13 protein-coding genes are annotated in these 15,266 nt (G+C 62.9%); 6 read left to right on the top strand and 7 right to left on the bottom strand.

Translation table 11 applies throughout. From position 1 onward, the window contains the following. Nucleotides 1-31: 31 nt before the first annotated feature. The gene (locus VHO05_RS10760; protein WP_329646580.1) at nt 32-1,447 is read right to left on the bottom strand and encodes an FAD-binding oxidoreductase; all 1,416 of its coding nucleotides are present in this window, start codon (nt 1,445-1,447) and stop codon (nt 32-34) included. A gap of 129 nt (nt 1,448-1,576) precedes the next feature. Here VHO05_RS10760 and VHO05_RS10755 point away from each other — a divergent pair, with 129 nt between their 5' ends. The 3 genes from VHO05_RS10755 to mutL all read left to right on the top strand — a co-directional run bounded on the left by VHO05_RS10755 (nt 1,577) and on the right by mutL (nt 5,094). Further along, complete coding sequence (locus VHO05_RS10755) at nt 1,577-2,752, top strand: DUF2541 domain-containing protein (RefSeq protein WP_329646579.1); 1,176 nt, start codon at nt 1,577-1,579, stop codon at nt 2,750-2,752. 1 nt (nt 2,753) lies between these two features. Beyond that, nucleotides 2,754-3,230: a hypothetical protein gene (locus VHO05_RS10750; protein WP_329646578.1), complete on the top strand. Its 477-nt coding sequence runs from the start codon at nt 2,754-2,756 to the stop codon at nt 3,228-3,230. 73 nt (nt 3,231-3,303) lie between these two features. After that, the gene (gene mutL / locus VHO05_RS10745) at nt 3,304-5,094 is read left to right on the top strand and encodes a DNA mismatch repair endonuclease MutL (RefSeq protein WP_329646577.1); all 1,791 of its coding nucleotides are present in this window, start codon (nt 3,304-3,306) and stop codon (nt 5,092-5,094) included. A 5-nt stretch (nt 5,095-5,099) separates the two neighbouring features. Here mutL and VHO05_RS10740 read toward each other — a convergent pair whose 3' ends face one another. The 3 genes from VHO05_RS10740 to VHO05_RS10730 form a co-directional block, all read right to left on the bottom strand. Next, nucleotides 5,100-6,713 (bottom strand): calcineurin-like phosphoesterase family protein, encoded by a 1,614-nt coding sequence (locus VHO05_RS10740; RefSeq protein ID WP_329646576.1) that lies wholly within the window; start codon nt 6,711-6,713, stop codon nt 5,100-5,102. Between the two features lie 163 nt (nt 6,714-6,876). Further along, nucleotides 6,877-7,440 carry a 16S rRNA (guanine(966)-N(2))-methyltransferase RsmD gene (gene rsmD / locus VHO05_RS10735; protein ID WP_329646575.1) on the bottom strand — a complete coding sequence of 188 codons (564 nt, stop codon included), beginning with the start codon at nt 7,438-7,440 and terminating at the stop codon, nt 6,877-6,879. Next, nucleotides 7,440-8,399, bottom strand: a complete 960-nt coding sequence (locus VHO05_RS10730) for a pseudouridine synthase (RefSeq protein ID WP_329646574.1) — start codon at nt 8,397-8,399, stop codon at nt 7,440-7,442. The genes rsmD and VHO05_RS10730 overlap by 1 nt, the downstream gene beginning before the upstream one ends. A gap of 308 nt (nt 8,400-8,707) precedes the next feature. Between VHO05_RS10730 and VHO05_RS10725 the strand changes: the two genes are divergently transcribed. After that, complete coding sequence (locus VHO05_RS10725) at nt 8,708-9,172, top strand: nucleoside deaminase (protein ID WP_329646573.1); 465 nt, start codon at nt 8,708-8,710, stop codon at nt 9,170-9,172. A gap of 13 nt (nt 9,173-9,185) precedes the next feature. Here the strand turns inward: VHO05_RS10725 and VHO05_RS10720 are convergent, their stop codons facing one another. Further along, complete coding sequence (locus VHO05_RS10720; RefSeq protein WP_329646572.1) at nt 9,186-10,178, bottom strand: patatin-like phospholipase family protein; 993 nt, start codon at nt 10,176-10,178, stop codon at nt 9,186-9,188. A 192-nt stretch (nt 10,179-10,370) separates the two neighbouring features. On the opposite strand from VHO05_RS10720, the gene VHO05_RS10715 reads away from it, so the two are divergent. Then, complete coding sequence (locus VHO05_RS10715; protein WP_329646571.1) at nt 10,371-10,784, top strand: hypothetical protein; 414 nt, start codon at nt 10,371-10,373, stop codon at nt 10,782-10,784. 83 nt (nt 10,785-10,867) lie between these two features. Here VHO05_RS10715 and VHO05_RS10710 read toward each other — a convergent pair whose 3' ends face one another. Further along, the gene (locus VHO05_RS10710; RefSeq protein ID WP_329646570.1) at nt 10,868-11,836 is read right to left on the bottom strand and encodes a D-glycerate dehydrogenase; all 969 of its coding nucleotides are present in this window, start codon (nt 11,834-11,836) and stop codon (nt 10,868-10,870) included. 306 nt (nt 11,837-12,142) lie between these two features. On the opposite strand from VHO05_RS10710, the gene VHO05_RS10705 reads away from it, so the two are divergent. Beyond that, nucleotides 12,143-12,487 carry a hypothetical protein gene (locus tag VHO05_RS10705; protein ID WP_329646569.1) on the top strand — a complete coding sequence of 115 codons (345 nt, stop codon included), beginning with the start codon at nt 12,143-12,145 and terminating at the stop codon, nt 12,485-12,487. A gap of 82 nt (nt 12,488-12,569) precedes the next feature. Here VHO05_RS10705 and VHO05_RS10700 read toward each other — a convergent pair whose 3' ends face one another. After that, entirely contained in the window at nt 12,570-14,924 is a 2,355-nt protein-coding gene (locus tag VHO05_RS10700; RefSeq protein WP_329646568.1) for a TonB-dependent receptor family protein, read from the bottom strand. Between the last annotated feature and the right edge of the window lie 342 nt (nt 14,925-15,266).

Genomic DNA, 15,266 nt, shown 5'->3' with positions numbered 1-15,266 from the left:
ATGAACTTAAAGATGCGCATAATGAATGTTATCATTTATCAATTATAGGATTTTCACATTTTTGTAAGTTTATTTTTCCTGGATTGAGCAATCCAAATGGATCCAGGGCTGTTTTTATCGCCCGCATGACATTCACGGCCGATTCCCCAAGCTCTTGGCTCAAAAAGTGAATTTTCCCCTGACCCACCCCATGTTCGCCGCTGCACGTCCCCCTCAGTTTGAGGGCCCGCTCAACTATACGATCCTGTAAGCTTCGCACGCTTTCCACTTCATGCGGGTCATTCGGGTCGAAAACCGGGATGACGTGAAAATTGCCATCCCCCACGTGTCCCAAGATGGGAGCCGGGATCCCGGCTTCCTCGATATCAGCGAGTGTCGCCAGCACACACGTGGCCAGTTGAGAAACCGGCACGCAGACGTCCGTGACCACGACGGACTTCCCCGGCCACATCGTCCGCACGGCCCAGAACGCATCGTGCCGCGCCTTCCAAAGCTGGCGGCGCGCGTGCTCGTCCTCGGCCCAATCGAAAGCCAGCGCCCCGTTTCGCAACGCGATCTCTCGAAAGGCTTCGAGCTGCTCCTGGGTTGCTGCCTCGCCACCGGCGATCTCCACGAACAGGTGAGGCGTTTCGGCAAGTGCGAGTTTCGAATGGAAATTCACAGCCCGGATTTGAAGCGCATCCAGAAGCTCGACCCGCTCCAGAACGAGCCCCGATGCGTGCGCTTCGATCGTCGCGTTGCAGGCATCCTCGATCGAACCGAACGGACAGGCCGCAGCGAGGACGCGCGCCGGGATCGGGTGAAGCTTCAGCGTGAGTTCGGTGATGATCCCGAGCGTACCCTCCGAACCCACCAGCAGCCGCGTCAGATCGAGGCCTGCTGCGGATTTTCGGGCGCGGCCTCCGGTCGTCACGACCTCGCCATTGGCCATCACCGCCTTCAGCGACAGCACGTTTTCACGCATCGTCCCGTAGCGCCGCGCGTTGGTACCGGACGCGCGCGTCGCAGCCATCCCGCCGAGAGTTGCATCTCCTGCGCCGGGATCGACCGAAAAGAAAAGCCCCACATCCCGCAAATGCGCGTTGAGCATTGGCCGCGTTACGCCGGGTTCCACGGTGCAATCGAGATCCTCAGTCCCAACCCGCAGGATTTGCGTCATGCGGCTGAGATCGACCGAGAGGCCTCCGAATGGAGCATTCACATGGCCTTCGAGCGAGGTTCCGGCCCCAAAGGGGATCAACGGAACCCGGTAGCGCTGCGCAGTCCTCACCACCTGAACGACATCGTCGGTCGTGACCGGCCACACGACGGCATCCGGCAGTTCCGTCGCAAGCCAGGTGAGCGTATTGGCGTGGGCTTGGCGCACCGCCTCTCCGGTTTCCACGCGCGCACCGAACAAGTCTCTGAGCTCATCTATAGCGGCCGCAACGGCTTTGTCGTTGCGCATGACAGCCTCTCCTTCCAAAGCGCCTCGTTCCGTTCACGGCTAAAGTTCGCCGTCTTCTTTTCCCATATCATCTGCAGTAAGACATGGCGCCCGCCGGGCGCTTCGCACATCCGCATAGGGGAGTAAATCATGTTTGGCAGGCTGGGAGTGGCAGGCATCGCCTTGATGGCGGCCAGCGCACTGTCGTACGCCAACGCCGAGGACAAGTTCGTCGTCATCGGAACGCAAACCATCGATCGCAGCGGTAGCGGGGTTTCCATCGACGTGAGCGACGCCGAAGGCGCGTTCAGCGGAATCCGCATCCGCGCGAAAAATGGCCCCGTCGATATCGATCGCGTCCAGATCGTCTACAGCGACGGCAGCGTCCACAATGAACGGCGCGCAATTTCCTTGTCCAAGGGCGAACGCACGCGCCCCATTCCGGAAGCCGCAGCCGGCCGCTACATCGACACCGTCAACGTTGTGAACAAGCCAGGGACCGGCAAGGTCGTCGTCGACGTACTCGGCATCAAGGCGAAAGAACAGCCGCCTGAAGCCCATCCGGACCCTGCGCCATCCAATCCGTTCCCCGCCGGATCCGCAGAAGCAGACAAGGACGTTATGTTCGGCCACCAAAGCGTCGGCTTTGGCATCGACCGCGACGTGATAAAGGTCGGCGGCGATCTCGGAAAATTCAAGCGCATCCGCCTGCGCGTGCTCGGCAACGATGTGCACGTCAACGTCCTGCGCATCGTTTTCATCGACGGCACCGAGCAGAATCTTGAGGTCGACGCCGACATCAAGGCCAACGCCTACTCGAACTGGTTCGACATCAAGGGGGATCGCTTCATCCGCGAGATCCAGATGACCTATCGGGCGCATCCCGGCATTCAGGGACAAGCGCGTGTCGAGGTCACCGGCGAGTACGCCACTGGCTGGCTCGGCGCGTCGGGTGAAGGCCGCAACTATCATCAGGGCTGGGTACTGCTCGGCGCGCAGACGGCGGGATTCACCGGTTTCGATCGCGACATGATCCGGGTCGGCGAGAACGAAGGCGGTTTCGCGCGCCTTCGCATCGAGGCGATCGATCGCGCCATCACCTTGAAGGAGATCCGCGTCAAATACGTGAGCGGTCCCGACGAGGTGTTCACGATGCATGAACGCGTTGATCCAGGCCGCCCCTACGGCCCCTTGGAGTTCAAGGGCGGCACGGCACCGATCAAAGCCATCGAAGCGCGCTACCGCTCACGCTTCGACCTCTCCAAAGGACTGACGTCCGCGCTTGATGGCCACCCCGCCGTCGTGCAGATCTGGGGCCAGCACTAAGGTGAAAGCGACAGCAGCATGCGCTTTTGCGGCTGTCTCGGCGATCGGCGTTGCGCTCGCTCAAGCGGGTGTCGCACCCGCCGTGCTGGCGCAGGCGTACCGGCCCGCGCCCTCCGACTCCGTTGCACGCCCCCCAGACCTCATCGGAATGGCCCGCGCCAATCACCGGACCACGCACGTGACCCTGCAAATCCCAGCCCGCCAGAGCCACGTCACGGAAATCGCCGTCCGCTCCGGCAGCCTGTCGATGACGTTGCAAAGCATCGAAATCACATTCGCGGACGGCAGCCAGCGGCGAATCGCCATCGACGACACCCTCCGGCCCGGTCACGCCAGCCGCGCGATTCCGGTCGATTCCCAGCGCACCGTGAGAACCGTTTCTATCGTAAAACGGCCCGGTTTGATGCCCGGAGAGACCGTCATCCAGCTTCTCGGACGCGTTGTTCCAGCCCCGGAAACCCGCCCCTCTTTGCGGTGACGTGCGGGACCGGATACCCTCCCGCCGAGTCGCCTCAGGCGGCGCCCCGTCCACATCCAGGTTCACGCGAAGAATGGCCATTCGCCAGCTCAGCCCCGAGACCGTCAACCGGATCGCCGCCGGCGAGGTCGTCGAGCGTCCGGCCAGCGTCGTCAAGGAGTTGGTCGAGAACGCGCTCGACGCGGGCGCCACCGAGATCGAAGTCGTGACGGCGGCGGGCGGCCTATCGCTCATCCGCGTGACAGACGACGGCTGCGGCATGGACGGGCAAGATCTGTCGCTCTGCGTCGAGCGTCATGCCACCTCGAAGCTCGAGGGCGATGACCTCCTCGCCATTCACACCCTCGGCTTTCGTGGCGAAGCGCTGCCGTCCATCGGAGCCATTGCCCACCTCACGATTGCCTCTCGTCCACGTGGCTCACGCGACGCACTCGAAATCGCGGTCGATCGCGGCGCGAAGCAACCGCTCAAGCCCGCCGCCCTCAATCCCGGCACGCGCATCGAGGTGCGCGATCTCTTCTCGGCAACACCTGCGCGCCTCAAGTTCCTGAAATCCGAACGCGCTGAAAATCTCGCCGTCTCGGAAGCGGTAAAGCGCCTCGCCATGGCGCATCCGCACGTGGGATTTTCCTTGACCATGGGCGAGCGCACCGGCCTGCGCCTGCCCCGATGCGAGCCGACTGCAGACGGCATGTTGCAGCGACTGGGCCGCATCATGGGCCGCGAGTTCATGGAGGACGCCGTAGCGGTCGGTGGCGAGCGCGACGGCACTACTGTGCGCGGCTTCGCGGGCCTGCCGACCCTGCACCGGCCCGACGCCGCCTTGCAGTTTCTCTTCGTCAACGGGCGCCCTGTTCGCGACAAGCTCGTCATCGGTGCCGTACGGGCTGCCTACGGCGACCTCGTACCCAAGGGCCGTCATCCGCTCCTCGCCCTCTTTGTCGAGCTTCCGTCCGCTGAAGTCGACGTCAATGTCCATCCGGCGAAAGTGGAGGTCCGTTTCCGCGACGGCGGCACCGTGCGGAGCTTGCTGATCGGCGCTCTACGCCACGCGCTCGAAAACGCCGGCTTCCGTGCCAGCGCCCAAGGCGGCGCGCGCACGCTCGAAACGTTGGCGCGCATGCCCATTTCTTCTTTCGAACGAGAGCGCTCCGCTTTCGACCGCCCGATCCCGCGCGACCTGTCCGGCTTCGCAGAGCGACAGCAAACGCCGTTCGCGGATTTGGACATCCCGACCGCAGATGCGGCAGCACACGACGAACCGTCTGTGCCGATCAACGAACAGCGGCCACTAGGCGCCGCCCGTGCGCAGCTCCACGAAACCTACATCGTCGCGCAGACAGAAACCTCGGTCATCATCGTCGACCAGCACGCCGCTCACGAACGCCTCGTCTATGAGCGCATGAAGAAGGCTCTCGCCAATGGCGGCATCGCGCGTCAGGCTCTTCTGATACCCGTCGTCGTCGAAGTCAGCGACGACGAAGCCCTCGCCCTCGACGAGAAGTCAGGAGAGTTGGCCGAGCTTGGCCTCGTGCTGGAGCGATTCGGACCCGCAGCCGTCGCCGTGCGCGAGGTGCCGGCTCTTCTCGGCACAACCTCCGTCGACAGCCTCGTCAGAGACCTCGCGGCCGATCTTTTGGCCGAGGGCACCGGCGCGCCGCTGCGCGAGCGGCTCGAAGCCATCGCCTCGCGCATGGCCTGCCACGGCAGCGTCCGCGCGGGCCGTCGCCTTACGCCTGCGGAAATGAACGCACTCCTCCGCGAAATGGAAGCGACACCGTTTTCCGGCCAGTGCAACCACGGCCGCCCGACCTACGTTGAGCTGAAGTTATCAGACATCGAGCGCCTCTTTGGTCGCTCCTGAGGCGCCTATGCCACCACATCGAGCATCAGCGCATCCGTGTGCGTCGCGCCACCTCCGAGCGTAGCGCGCACAACGATGCGGTAACTGCCGGTAGCCAAGGCGCGATCGAGCGGCGACGCCCAGATGTGCGATGAGACGGCGGGCTTCACCCAGGATTTGAGAAGCTGGTGATCACGCTGGAAGCTCTCGACAATAAACGGATCCGCGGTTCGGGCCCGCACCATCTCGACCGGCGCTAGCCCGCTGCCTTCGATCTCGTAGAAGACGCGCGTCGTCGGCCCGCCATCGAACACATCGACAACCAGCGCCAGCGAAGACAGATGTGCGGCGCCAACAGGCGACGATACGACCTTGTCCAGGATCTTAGGTGTCCCATCGTCCTGTCTCGTCAGGTGAGACGCCTCACTCACCATCACGCGCATCTGCGGCGAAGCAAGTGGATCGAACGGCACGAAGCGGGTCGTGTACTCGGCGCCATTGACCGACAGGACATGATACCCTTTCGGGCTTCCGTCCCGGCTGTCCGAAACAGGAATACCGTTCTGGTCCTCGGCGCCGCTCCACCAGCTTCCGCAGGCCGCTGTCAAAACGTGATGATGATGCGGCCGCTCGCCGCCAAACCCATGTTCCGCACCGAGGAAGTGATGCTCGGTCGTATGCGAATGTCCCGCGAAACTCACCGTGTGCGGCCGCCCAGCCAGGAGGCGCATCAACGCGTCTCGATCGGCCGTGGTGTCTGAGATGCTGTCCGGCGCCTCGAAACTCACCAGCGGAATGTGCATCGAAAGGACGATGAGATCATCCGCCGGAACATGCCTCAGCACGTTCTCGACAAACGCAAGCTGACGCTCACCGATCAGCCCGCGATAGCCGCGCCCGCCTTGGAACGAGCGTCCGTGCCCCGCGTACTCCACGTTGTTGAGCAGGATGAACGTCGCGCCCGCATAACGGAACGCGGAGTGCGTCGGCCCGATTTCGCGCTTCCACGTTTCGAAGGCGTGATGCGGCCCGAGGCTGTCCAGGTTCATGTCATGGTTGCCGGGACAATGATGCCAGGGAATGCTGGTTTCCCCGATCACGCGGCGATAGGCGGGAAAGAGCGAGAGATCGTCGCCCATCACATCGCCGTGGTTGATGGCGAAGGCGGCAGCCGTCCCATGCACACCGCGCCGCAACAGATCGGCGAAGTAACCCAACTCCGCCGCGTTTGAGGGTTGCACATCGGCAAACAGCAGAGCCTCGAAAGCCGCCGGCTCCGGTGTCCGCCGCAGAGGAAAATCGATCGACGGAGAAAGTATCACGTCAGATCGGTGCAAATAGGAACTTGGCGAGCAATTATCAGCCTGCGGAGACACGCTCCAATGCGGAGGCTTGATCACGAACACGCTCTCGCCGGGCTCGACGGCAAGAGCGAAGCCTCCTTCGCTGTCGGTCAGAACCACGTCGCGGCCGTTGGACACCATCACCCCGGCGACGCCTCGATCGCCCAGTTGCCGTACGCCCGTGCCCGAACGGTCCTCGAACACCGTGCCGCTGGCGACAGATGAAGCGGTGTTGATTGCTCCGTGGAGGCGCTGCGAAAACAGGCCCGCTGCCGCGATGGCGCTGGCTCCGGCCAACGCTTCGCGCCTGGATACACCGGAGCGGCTGTTCCCTGTCCCCCGCATCGGCCTTCCGCAAATGGTGGGGCCCGCAAAAGGCCCCAGATTTGCGACAAGCTGCTACGCGTGATTCACGACAGGCTCTCGAAGGTTCGTTGACGGCTTGATGACGGCGCGAGCTCTACGCAATCGCCGCACGCGCGAAAATTGCCTGCGTATCGCCCCAGCTCCGCCGGTCGAATTCGGTAAAACCTTCCGGCAGGGTGACGTCTGCACCCTCCCGCTCTTCCAGCACGACGACGGCGCCCGGCACCAGCCACTTCCCATCGCGCAACGCGATCAACCCCTTCTCCCCGAGGCCCTGTCCGTAAGGCGGGTCAAGGAAGGCCAGCGCATAGGGCTCCATGTTTCCGGCCGGACCCAAGTCCGTCGCGTCGCGCCGGAAGATGCGGGTTGTACCGGTCAGATGCAAAGCCTCGATATTGGTGCGGATCAGCGCCCGCGCCTCAGGCGCCTCCTCGACGAACAGGCAGTAACCGGCGCCGCGCGACAGCGCCTCAATTCCGAGCGCCCCCGTTCCGGCGAAGAGATCGATAACGCGTGCGCCTTCGAGGGAGAAATCCGGGACCCCGTGCAGCAGAATATTGAAGACGGACTCGCGCACCCGATCCGAAGTCGGCCGCAAGCCATCGTGTTGCGGGGTCGCCAGAGCGCGCCCGCGATGCGTACCGCCGACCACGCGCATCACGCGTCCCCGCGTGTCTTGGGCTTCGAAGGCTTGAACCCTTTCCTGCCCTTGGGAGCAGGTTTGGCCTCCACTTCGACAAGTCCGAATTCAGCAGCGAGTTGCGGCCCGAGCTGATCTGCAAGAACGCGCCGCTTCACCACCTCCGCTTCACCCGGCTTGAGTTCGAGAAGCTGGAACGGACCGAATGACACGCGGATAAGGCGGTTCACCTCCAGCGACAAACTTGACAGAACCTTGCGTACCTCGCGGTTCTTGCCCTCGCGGATACCCACCGTCAGCCACATGTTGGCGCCTTGCACGCTATCGAGCGTCGCTTCGACCGCCCCGTAGCGCACACCTTCGATTTCGACGCCATCTTTGAGCTTGTCGAGATCCGCCTGCGTGACACGCCCCTTCGCGCGCACACGGTAACGCCTGAGCCACCCGGTCGCCGGAAGCTCGAGATGGCGCGCGAGTTCGCCGTCATTCGTGAGCAGGATGAGTCCTTCCGTGTTGAAGTCGAGACGGCCCACCGAGATCACGCGCGGCAGTTCCGGCGGCAGATTGTCGAACACTGTCGGCCGGCCCTGCGGATCGTTGTGCGTCGTGACCAATCCCCGCGGTTTGTTGAAGCGCCAGAGCTGAGAGGGCTCTGCGATCGGCAACGGCTGCCCGTCGACCAGCACTCGATCCTTCGGCTTCACCTCGACAGCGGGCGTTTTGAGAACCTGTCCGTTGATGCTGACGCGGCCATCTGCGATCCAGCGTTCCGCTTCACGTCGCGAGCAGAGACCGGCGCGCGCCATCGCTTTTGCAATGCGCATCGGCTCGTCGACCGCCGGCTGCTGCTTCTGCTCGACGCGCTTTGCGCCCCCTCCTCGGGGGCGGACCCGTTCGTGTGCTTTGAATCGGCGCGGCTCGCGATCCGGCCCCTTACGAGCCGGCTTTTCACCGCGCTGTGGCTTCTCAGCCCGCACGAACCTCGCCTCGCTACCGCCGGTCCCTTTGCGAAAACGGCTCGAAAACGATCCGCGCTCACCGTCTCGGCCGCGATCCTCAGCCTCCGCGACCGGCTGGCTCTGAGCCTTGCGCACCAAATAGCGCTGGCGCGAGGGCGATTGATGCTCCGGGCGCTCGCCTCGAGCATCTTTGCCCGCGCCATGCGGTCTCCCGAAGCCAGGTCGCCTCGGCTTTCCCCCTTGAGACTTGCCGCGCGGCGGGCGATGTCCGAATGATGATTTGCGCATCGTGATTGAGGCCCTGCAGCGAAATGGAAGACGACCTTATGGCACCGCCTGCCCGCCTCGGCCACATGGAACTCGCGCTCTCCGAAGCGCGATCCGCAGCGGCGCGCGGCGAAGTCCCGGTCGGCGCCGTTCTGGTTAACCCGGCGGGTGAGGTCGTCGCTGTAGCCGGGAACCGCACGCGTGAGCTATCGGACCCCTCAGCCCATGCGGAGATGCTCGTCATTCGTGAAGCCGCTGGGAAGCTCGGCAGCGAGCGATTGATTGGCCACGACCTCTACGTCACGCTCGAACCCTGCCCCATGTGCGCGGCGGTCATTTCATTCACCCGCATCCGCCGCCTCTACTATGGCGCACCCGATCCCAAAAGTGGTGGCGTCGAGCACGGCGCCCGTGTGTACAGCCATCCGACCTGCCATCATCGCCCAGACCTTTACCCCGGGCTCGGCGAACGCGAAGCGAGCGACATACTGAAATCGTTCTTCGCTGACCGCCGCCAGGATTGACGAACAGGCTCTTTCAGTTGGGCTTCAGCCGGGACAGCAACCGCCGTACACGCCGGGGCTTGACCTCGATGGCGGGCGCTGCAGGCGGCCTGGATACTTCCGCCAGCACCGGCGTCTCGAGAACACGCTTCAGCTTGACCCGTAGTTGGTCCTGCGCAGGCTTTGCCGCCGCAAGGATATCGCGCACCTTGAGAAAATCGAGCGCCTGATAGCGGCCCGTACCCGCATCGATGTAGATGTCCGGTTGATGCGACTTGAGCTTTTCGCGCACGATCGAACGCTCGAACAGAAACGACGATGCGAACAGTGCCTCGATCGCCGTCGGTCTCGAACGCGAGGGCGACGGAACTGTCGTTCCGGAAACGTCGATCGCAACGATCACATCGGCTTGTCCGGCGAGAAGATCGAACGGCAACGGGTTCGTGAGACCGCCGTCAATGAGACTTCGCCCTCCGATCAGCACCGGCTCGAAGATCACCGGCAGCGCCATGCTCGCAGCGATTGCGGGCCGCAGCGGCCCCGATGAAAACACCGCCGCCTCGATCGCATAGAAATCGCTGGCGACGATGCGCAGCGGAATTTCGAGGTCCTCGAATGACTGCGGAACCCGCGCGGGCAGCACGAGATCAAGCAAGGCCCCCGGCGTAAGAAAGGCCGAGCGCGCCGAGAACAAATCCCAAAAGCTGCCGGATCGCTGCACGCGAGACGCGAAGACGTCGCGCACGAGCCCGAACTTCTTCGTCAGCGCGTCTTCGGTATGTGCGCGAATGTCGCGGGCGCATAGTCCCGACGCATAGGCCGCTCCGAAGATTGCGCCGATCGAGGTGCCCGCGATAATTTTCGGTTTGATTCCAAGCTCATCGAACACTTCGAGCATGAGAATGTGAGCCAGTCCTCGGGCCCCACCACCGCCGAGAACCAGCCCAATTGACGGCGCTTTTTCGACTGTCTTCACCCGTTGCAGGTCGCGTTTTGCCGCAATGCGTCGGGCCTCCCCGTCTGCCATGATCAAGCCTCAGAGATAGTCTCTCTACGCATCATAGGCAGGTCCGGCCTCCGGACAACAGAGGGGAAACGCACCTGCCTCGAGTTCTATGACCGAACGATGAGCCGGCCAATGATCCCCAGCCCTCAACTTGGGATCCCACGGCCGAAAGATGGGAACGAGCTCACCGGTCATTCAACGACGGAGACGAACATGACGACCAAATGGGCGGCACGCGCCGCGACATTGACGCTCGGCCTGACGCTTACCACGGCATTTGGAATGCCGGCCCACGCCGAACGCTGGCCAGGAACGACCGCATCCATCGGGGGAGCAATCGCAGCGCGTATCATCGCCGTGAAGTGCAGCGGCCCGCTGACGCCCGCCGAGATCTCAGAGCTCGATACCTACATCGATGAGCGCCAAACCGCATTCATGACTGGCAGCAAGGCCAACCAGCGCTACGGCGAACGCGTGTTCCCGTTGCTCGCGCGCGACTACGACAAGAACTACAGCTCACCGGAGGCGTGCGACTCTGCCGCGCGCGATATGGCGAAGGACATGCTCGATCGCGTCCGCCAAGCTCAAGCCGTGTTCAAGAAGCAAGCTGAGCTTCAGCAGCAATAAGCCACTCAGAACGTCTGAAAAAACAAATGGGGCAGGCCGCGAACAGCGGCCTGCCCCAGGTCTTTTGAAACCTGCGAACGCGCTTAGGCCAGCTTGAACGGCATGTCTTTGCCTGCGAAGAACGCGTCGACGTTGTCGAGGGCCTCGAAGCCCATCTGGTTGCGCGCTTCCACGGCGGCCGAACCGAGGTGCGGGAACAGGAAGGTGTTCGGCAGGTCGTAGTAGCCCTCATTGATCTTGGGCTCACCAGCGAACACGTCGAGGCCGGCATAGGCGAGACGGCCCGACTTCAGTGCCGCGATCGTGTCCTCGTCGTTGACGAGGTCGCCACGTGCCGTGTTCACGACGATAGCGCCCTGCGGAAGCTTCTCGATGGTGGCCTTGTTGAAGAAGCCGCGCGTCTCCGGCGTCGAAGGTGCGTTGATCGAGAAGAACTGCGAGACCTTGAGCAGGCTGTCGAGGCTGTCGTGGTAGGTCGCGTTGTACTTCGCCTCGACCTCGGGCTTTGCACGGTAGATGTCGTAGTAGTGAACTTCCATGTCGAAGCCGCGGGCGCGCTGCGCCAACGCCTGGCCGATCTTGCCGAAGCCGTAGATGCCGAGCTTCTTGTTGTCGAGACGCTGGCCGACGAGCTGCAGCGGCTGCCAGCCCGGCCAGGAGCGCGTGCGGATCATGTTTTCGCCCTCGCCGGCGCGACGTGCCGCACCGAGCAGAAGCAGCATCGCGATCTCGGCCGTGGCCACGGTCACACCGTGCGGTGCGTTGCCGACCTTGATGCCGCGCGCCTTGCAGGCCTCGAGATCGATATGGTCGAAACCGATCGAGAACGTCGAGATGCACTTGATGTTCTCGGGAACGCGGTCAATGACCGCTTTCGGGCACTTCTCGTTGAGCGTGAGCAGGATCGCGTCGACCGACTTTGCGGTCTCCAGCATCTCGTCGACCGTGATCTTCGGATTGTCGCCGTGCGCGATGACGTCATAGGTCTCGCGGGCCCGCGCCATGACGGCCTCCGGCAGAGGCCAGGTGATCAGGATTTTCTTTTTTGCCATTGGTCGCGTGTCCTCTCCGGAATTCGACTTTGGTTGGTATGAGACTGGCCGCGATCCATGCCGCATGGAACGGGCTCTGACAAGCCTTTCCGGGGCGAATTTCGGCCTTTCGGCGGTCTGCCGCGGTGCGAAATACAATGTGGTCGGACATTCGCGCCGACCATCCCACGCCGGCGGCCGCTAACCCTTTGTTCACCATGCTGGAGGCACTGTAGGCGCATCTGAGATCAATGGCCGCAGCGGGGATTTTCGACCGTTGCGGCCGCACGTTCATTGACGGCCGCGCGCCGAGATTGCGATGCCATCATGAGGGCCCTTGTCCTCGCCCTGGCGCTGCTTGCCGCCCTGAAGATCTGGACTCAGGACACCTTCTACCGGTCCGCGACCGAAGAAGCGCTGATCAATGCCTATCGCGCCCGCGCCGCCAGCACCTGTGCCGGCCTTGCGTCCGGCCCCGGCCCAACGCCGGACTGGACCACCGGGCCGCGCTTCGTCGTCGGCAACCCCGCCCTCAAGGTTCATATCTGGCAGGTCGACCATGAGCAGTGGAATGCGCGGTTCCGTCAGCCGTTTCTGATTTTCTCGGGCGGAAGCGGGCTCTCGTGCACGTACGACATCCTAGCCGGCACCGCTGAGATCGTCCGCTCCTAGGGCAACAAAATGAAGAACGCGGCACACCTCTCGGTGCGCCGCGCCCAACCGTTTCGCGAGATCGGGAGAAGCGATCGCGAAATCAGAACTTGACCTCGAAGCCAGCCCAAAGAGTACGCCCAACACCCGGCTTCACACCGTCCGAGCGATCCGTGATGTAGAGTTCGTCGGTGAGGTTCTGACCGGACGCCCACAGAGTGAGATTTTCGGTGAGCTTGTAGTTCGTGCGCGCCGAGAGTAGCCACACGTCAGGTACAAGCCCCTCGTCCGCGTAGGACGAGTTATCGACATCCGTGTGGTAGTCACCGCGATAGTTCCAGGTGACGCTGGCATCCCAAAGCTGCTTGTAGGCGACACCGAGCGTCAGATTCGCGAAGTGCCTCATGGACTCGGGAACGCGATTTCCGGCTACGCTGTCCTCGTCCTCGTTGACGCCCTTGTTGATCTCCGAGTCGACATAGGTGTAGACGGCCTCGCCGAAGAAGTTCCACGGACCACCGGTGAAGGGCTGGCTGTCGAGACGGCCATAGATCTCGAAGCCCTGCAGTGTCACCTCGTCGAGTGCCGAGAACACGCGATCGCCGCCGGCGCTCTGGAACGACTCACCGAATTGATAGTTGTCGATCCGGCTGTGGAAGTAGGCAAGGTCCAAGGTCACGCCACGAACGGCCGTCGAGCGAACTCCAATCTCGAAGTTGTCTCCGATCTCTTCAGGCGGAGGAACGAATGCGCCAACATCCTCGGCCGCTTCCTGCACATCGCGGATGATGTGAGGGGTGATGCCGCGATGGTATCCGCCGTAGACGGTCGAGCGCGGCAGGGCCTTCCAGGCAAAACCGATGCCCGGCAGCACGTGATCATAGTCGGCGCCACCGTTGAACTCCGGCTCGTCGAGATCGCGAAACTCGATCTCGTAGCTCTCGAAGCGCAATCCCGGCGTTACAGTGAGGCTCGGCGTCACGCTGACCGCAGTCTGAACAAAGGCAGCAAAGGCGTCCGCCTCGAGCTTTTGCGGTAGGCCGTCCTTCGGACCCCTGTTGCCGAAGGTCAGGATCTGGCCGGGGTCACCCTCACGGTTCTGGTTCGTGAAGAAGTGCTCCTCATAGCGAATGCCAGCCTGCAATGTGTGTGTCATCCCGCCGAAAAGCGGCAGATTGGCGAACTCGACACGCGAGTCCGCGCCGTAATTGCGGTACCGGCGGTCGCGGCCTTCCATAACAACGTCGGCGAGGCTGTCACCATCCGCAGCGTAGAACCTGGCACGCTCGTGGTCGTTTCCGTAGAGGCGCGTCGTCAGCGTTGTGTTGTCGTCGATGTAAAGGTTATGCGCGAGTTGCAGGCGATAGTAGTCAGCGTTGTAGCTCGCTCTGTCACGGCAGCATGTAGCATCCTCGTCCAAGGCACCAGCCGCGGCTGCGGCTGTCTTGTTGTGCCCAAAACGGAAGAGATCATCTTGATCCTCGATATTGTCCTCGTCGTAGACGTCGCGCTGGCGGAAGAACCCACCCGAGATGGTTAGATCCTGCTTGCTGCCACGAAGACCGATGGCACCGTAGAAGTCGTTGTAACCGAGTTCCTCGACATCCCACGCGCCGCCCGCATCCGCACCTGAGTACGACACGACGACGCCGGCGTTGCCGAAGTTCTGGCGCGTGTGCACATGGCGGAAGTTGTTGACGTCCAAGTTCGACCCTTCGGTGTGTCCGATGCCGGCCTTGATCAGGGTCTCGTTCTCGCCGAACGGCGACAGGTTGCGGAAGTTGACGACGCCGTGATTGTTGAGCGGGCCGTAGTTTACAACCGGCCCACGGAAGACCTCGATGCTCTCCACGCGCTCGATCGGCGGCGTGTAATGGGTCGATGAGTCGAGATAGGTCGAGAAATTGATCGGAACGCCGTCCTCCATGACGAGGACCTTGCGCGAGCGCCGATGCGCCGAGCCGCGAACGCTGATGCCGCCATGGCGGGCGAAACCGTCGTCATTGACCGTCACGACGCCGGGAACACGGGCCAGCGCCTCGTTGCCAGTCTGCGGCCGAAACTCTTCGATGTCTGCGGTCGTCACCCGGCTGCCGGAGCCCGCAAGGTCCTGCAGGTCCTCGGGCAGCATCTGTCGCGCGTTGATGGGCGAAAGCGAACCGCTCGCCGCCCGCGAGACAGCGCCTCCGCTTGCGGTGGCCCCATAGGGTGCGTTCTCGAGCTCCTCGGCCACCGCGGCCGGCTCGGACTGAACCGGAGGAGGTTGCGGCGCAGGCGAGGAGACCGTTGCCGCAGGCGTCTTCTTGGCAACGGGCGACTTCTTTTGGATGACCTGCACTTCGGGCAGCCCTTGCTGCGCCGGCGCCGCGGCCTGCTGGGCGAAGGCCGGCGTCGAGGCGAAGCACGCAACGCTCGCCATCCAGAAAGCCCGACCCGCTCTGCGTTTTTGAATCTGCATTCCCATCCCACTCCCTGAAACAACCCCCGACCATCCAGACGCCTCCCAGCGCCGGTGGCCTCTTTTTGGTCAAATTCAGGAATGTCGAAGCGGAGAGGCGGGAACAACGGGCAATCTTTCCCGATTTTTACCGGGATCGAAGTATTAAACAGGTACTGTTGCGTATTCGCACCGAAAATCCACATTTTACGCTGTAATTTCAGCAGTTTACGGGGGTCATTCACGTCAGTATATTTACGGAAATACTAGGCAATGCATCTGATGTAATCGTACTTACGTAAGTAGATTAGCTCGCCACACGCGCAGCAGCGGCAGCCATCGCAAGACGAAAAGGCGCTGGCG

Origin of the sequence: Hyphomicrobium sp. (genome assembly GCF_036262015.1) — a bacterium.
Classification (GTDB): domain Bacteria; phylum Pseudomonadota; class Alphaproteobacteria; order Rhizobiales; family Hyphomicrobiaceae; genus Hyphomicrobium_C.
The sequence above is the reverse complement of the archived record's forward strand: the minus strand, read 5'-3'. Positions and strand labels throughout refer to the sequence as shown.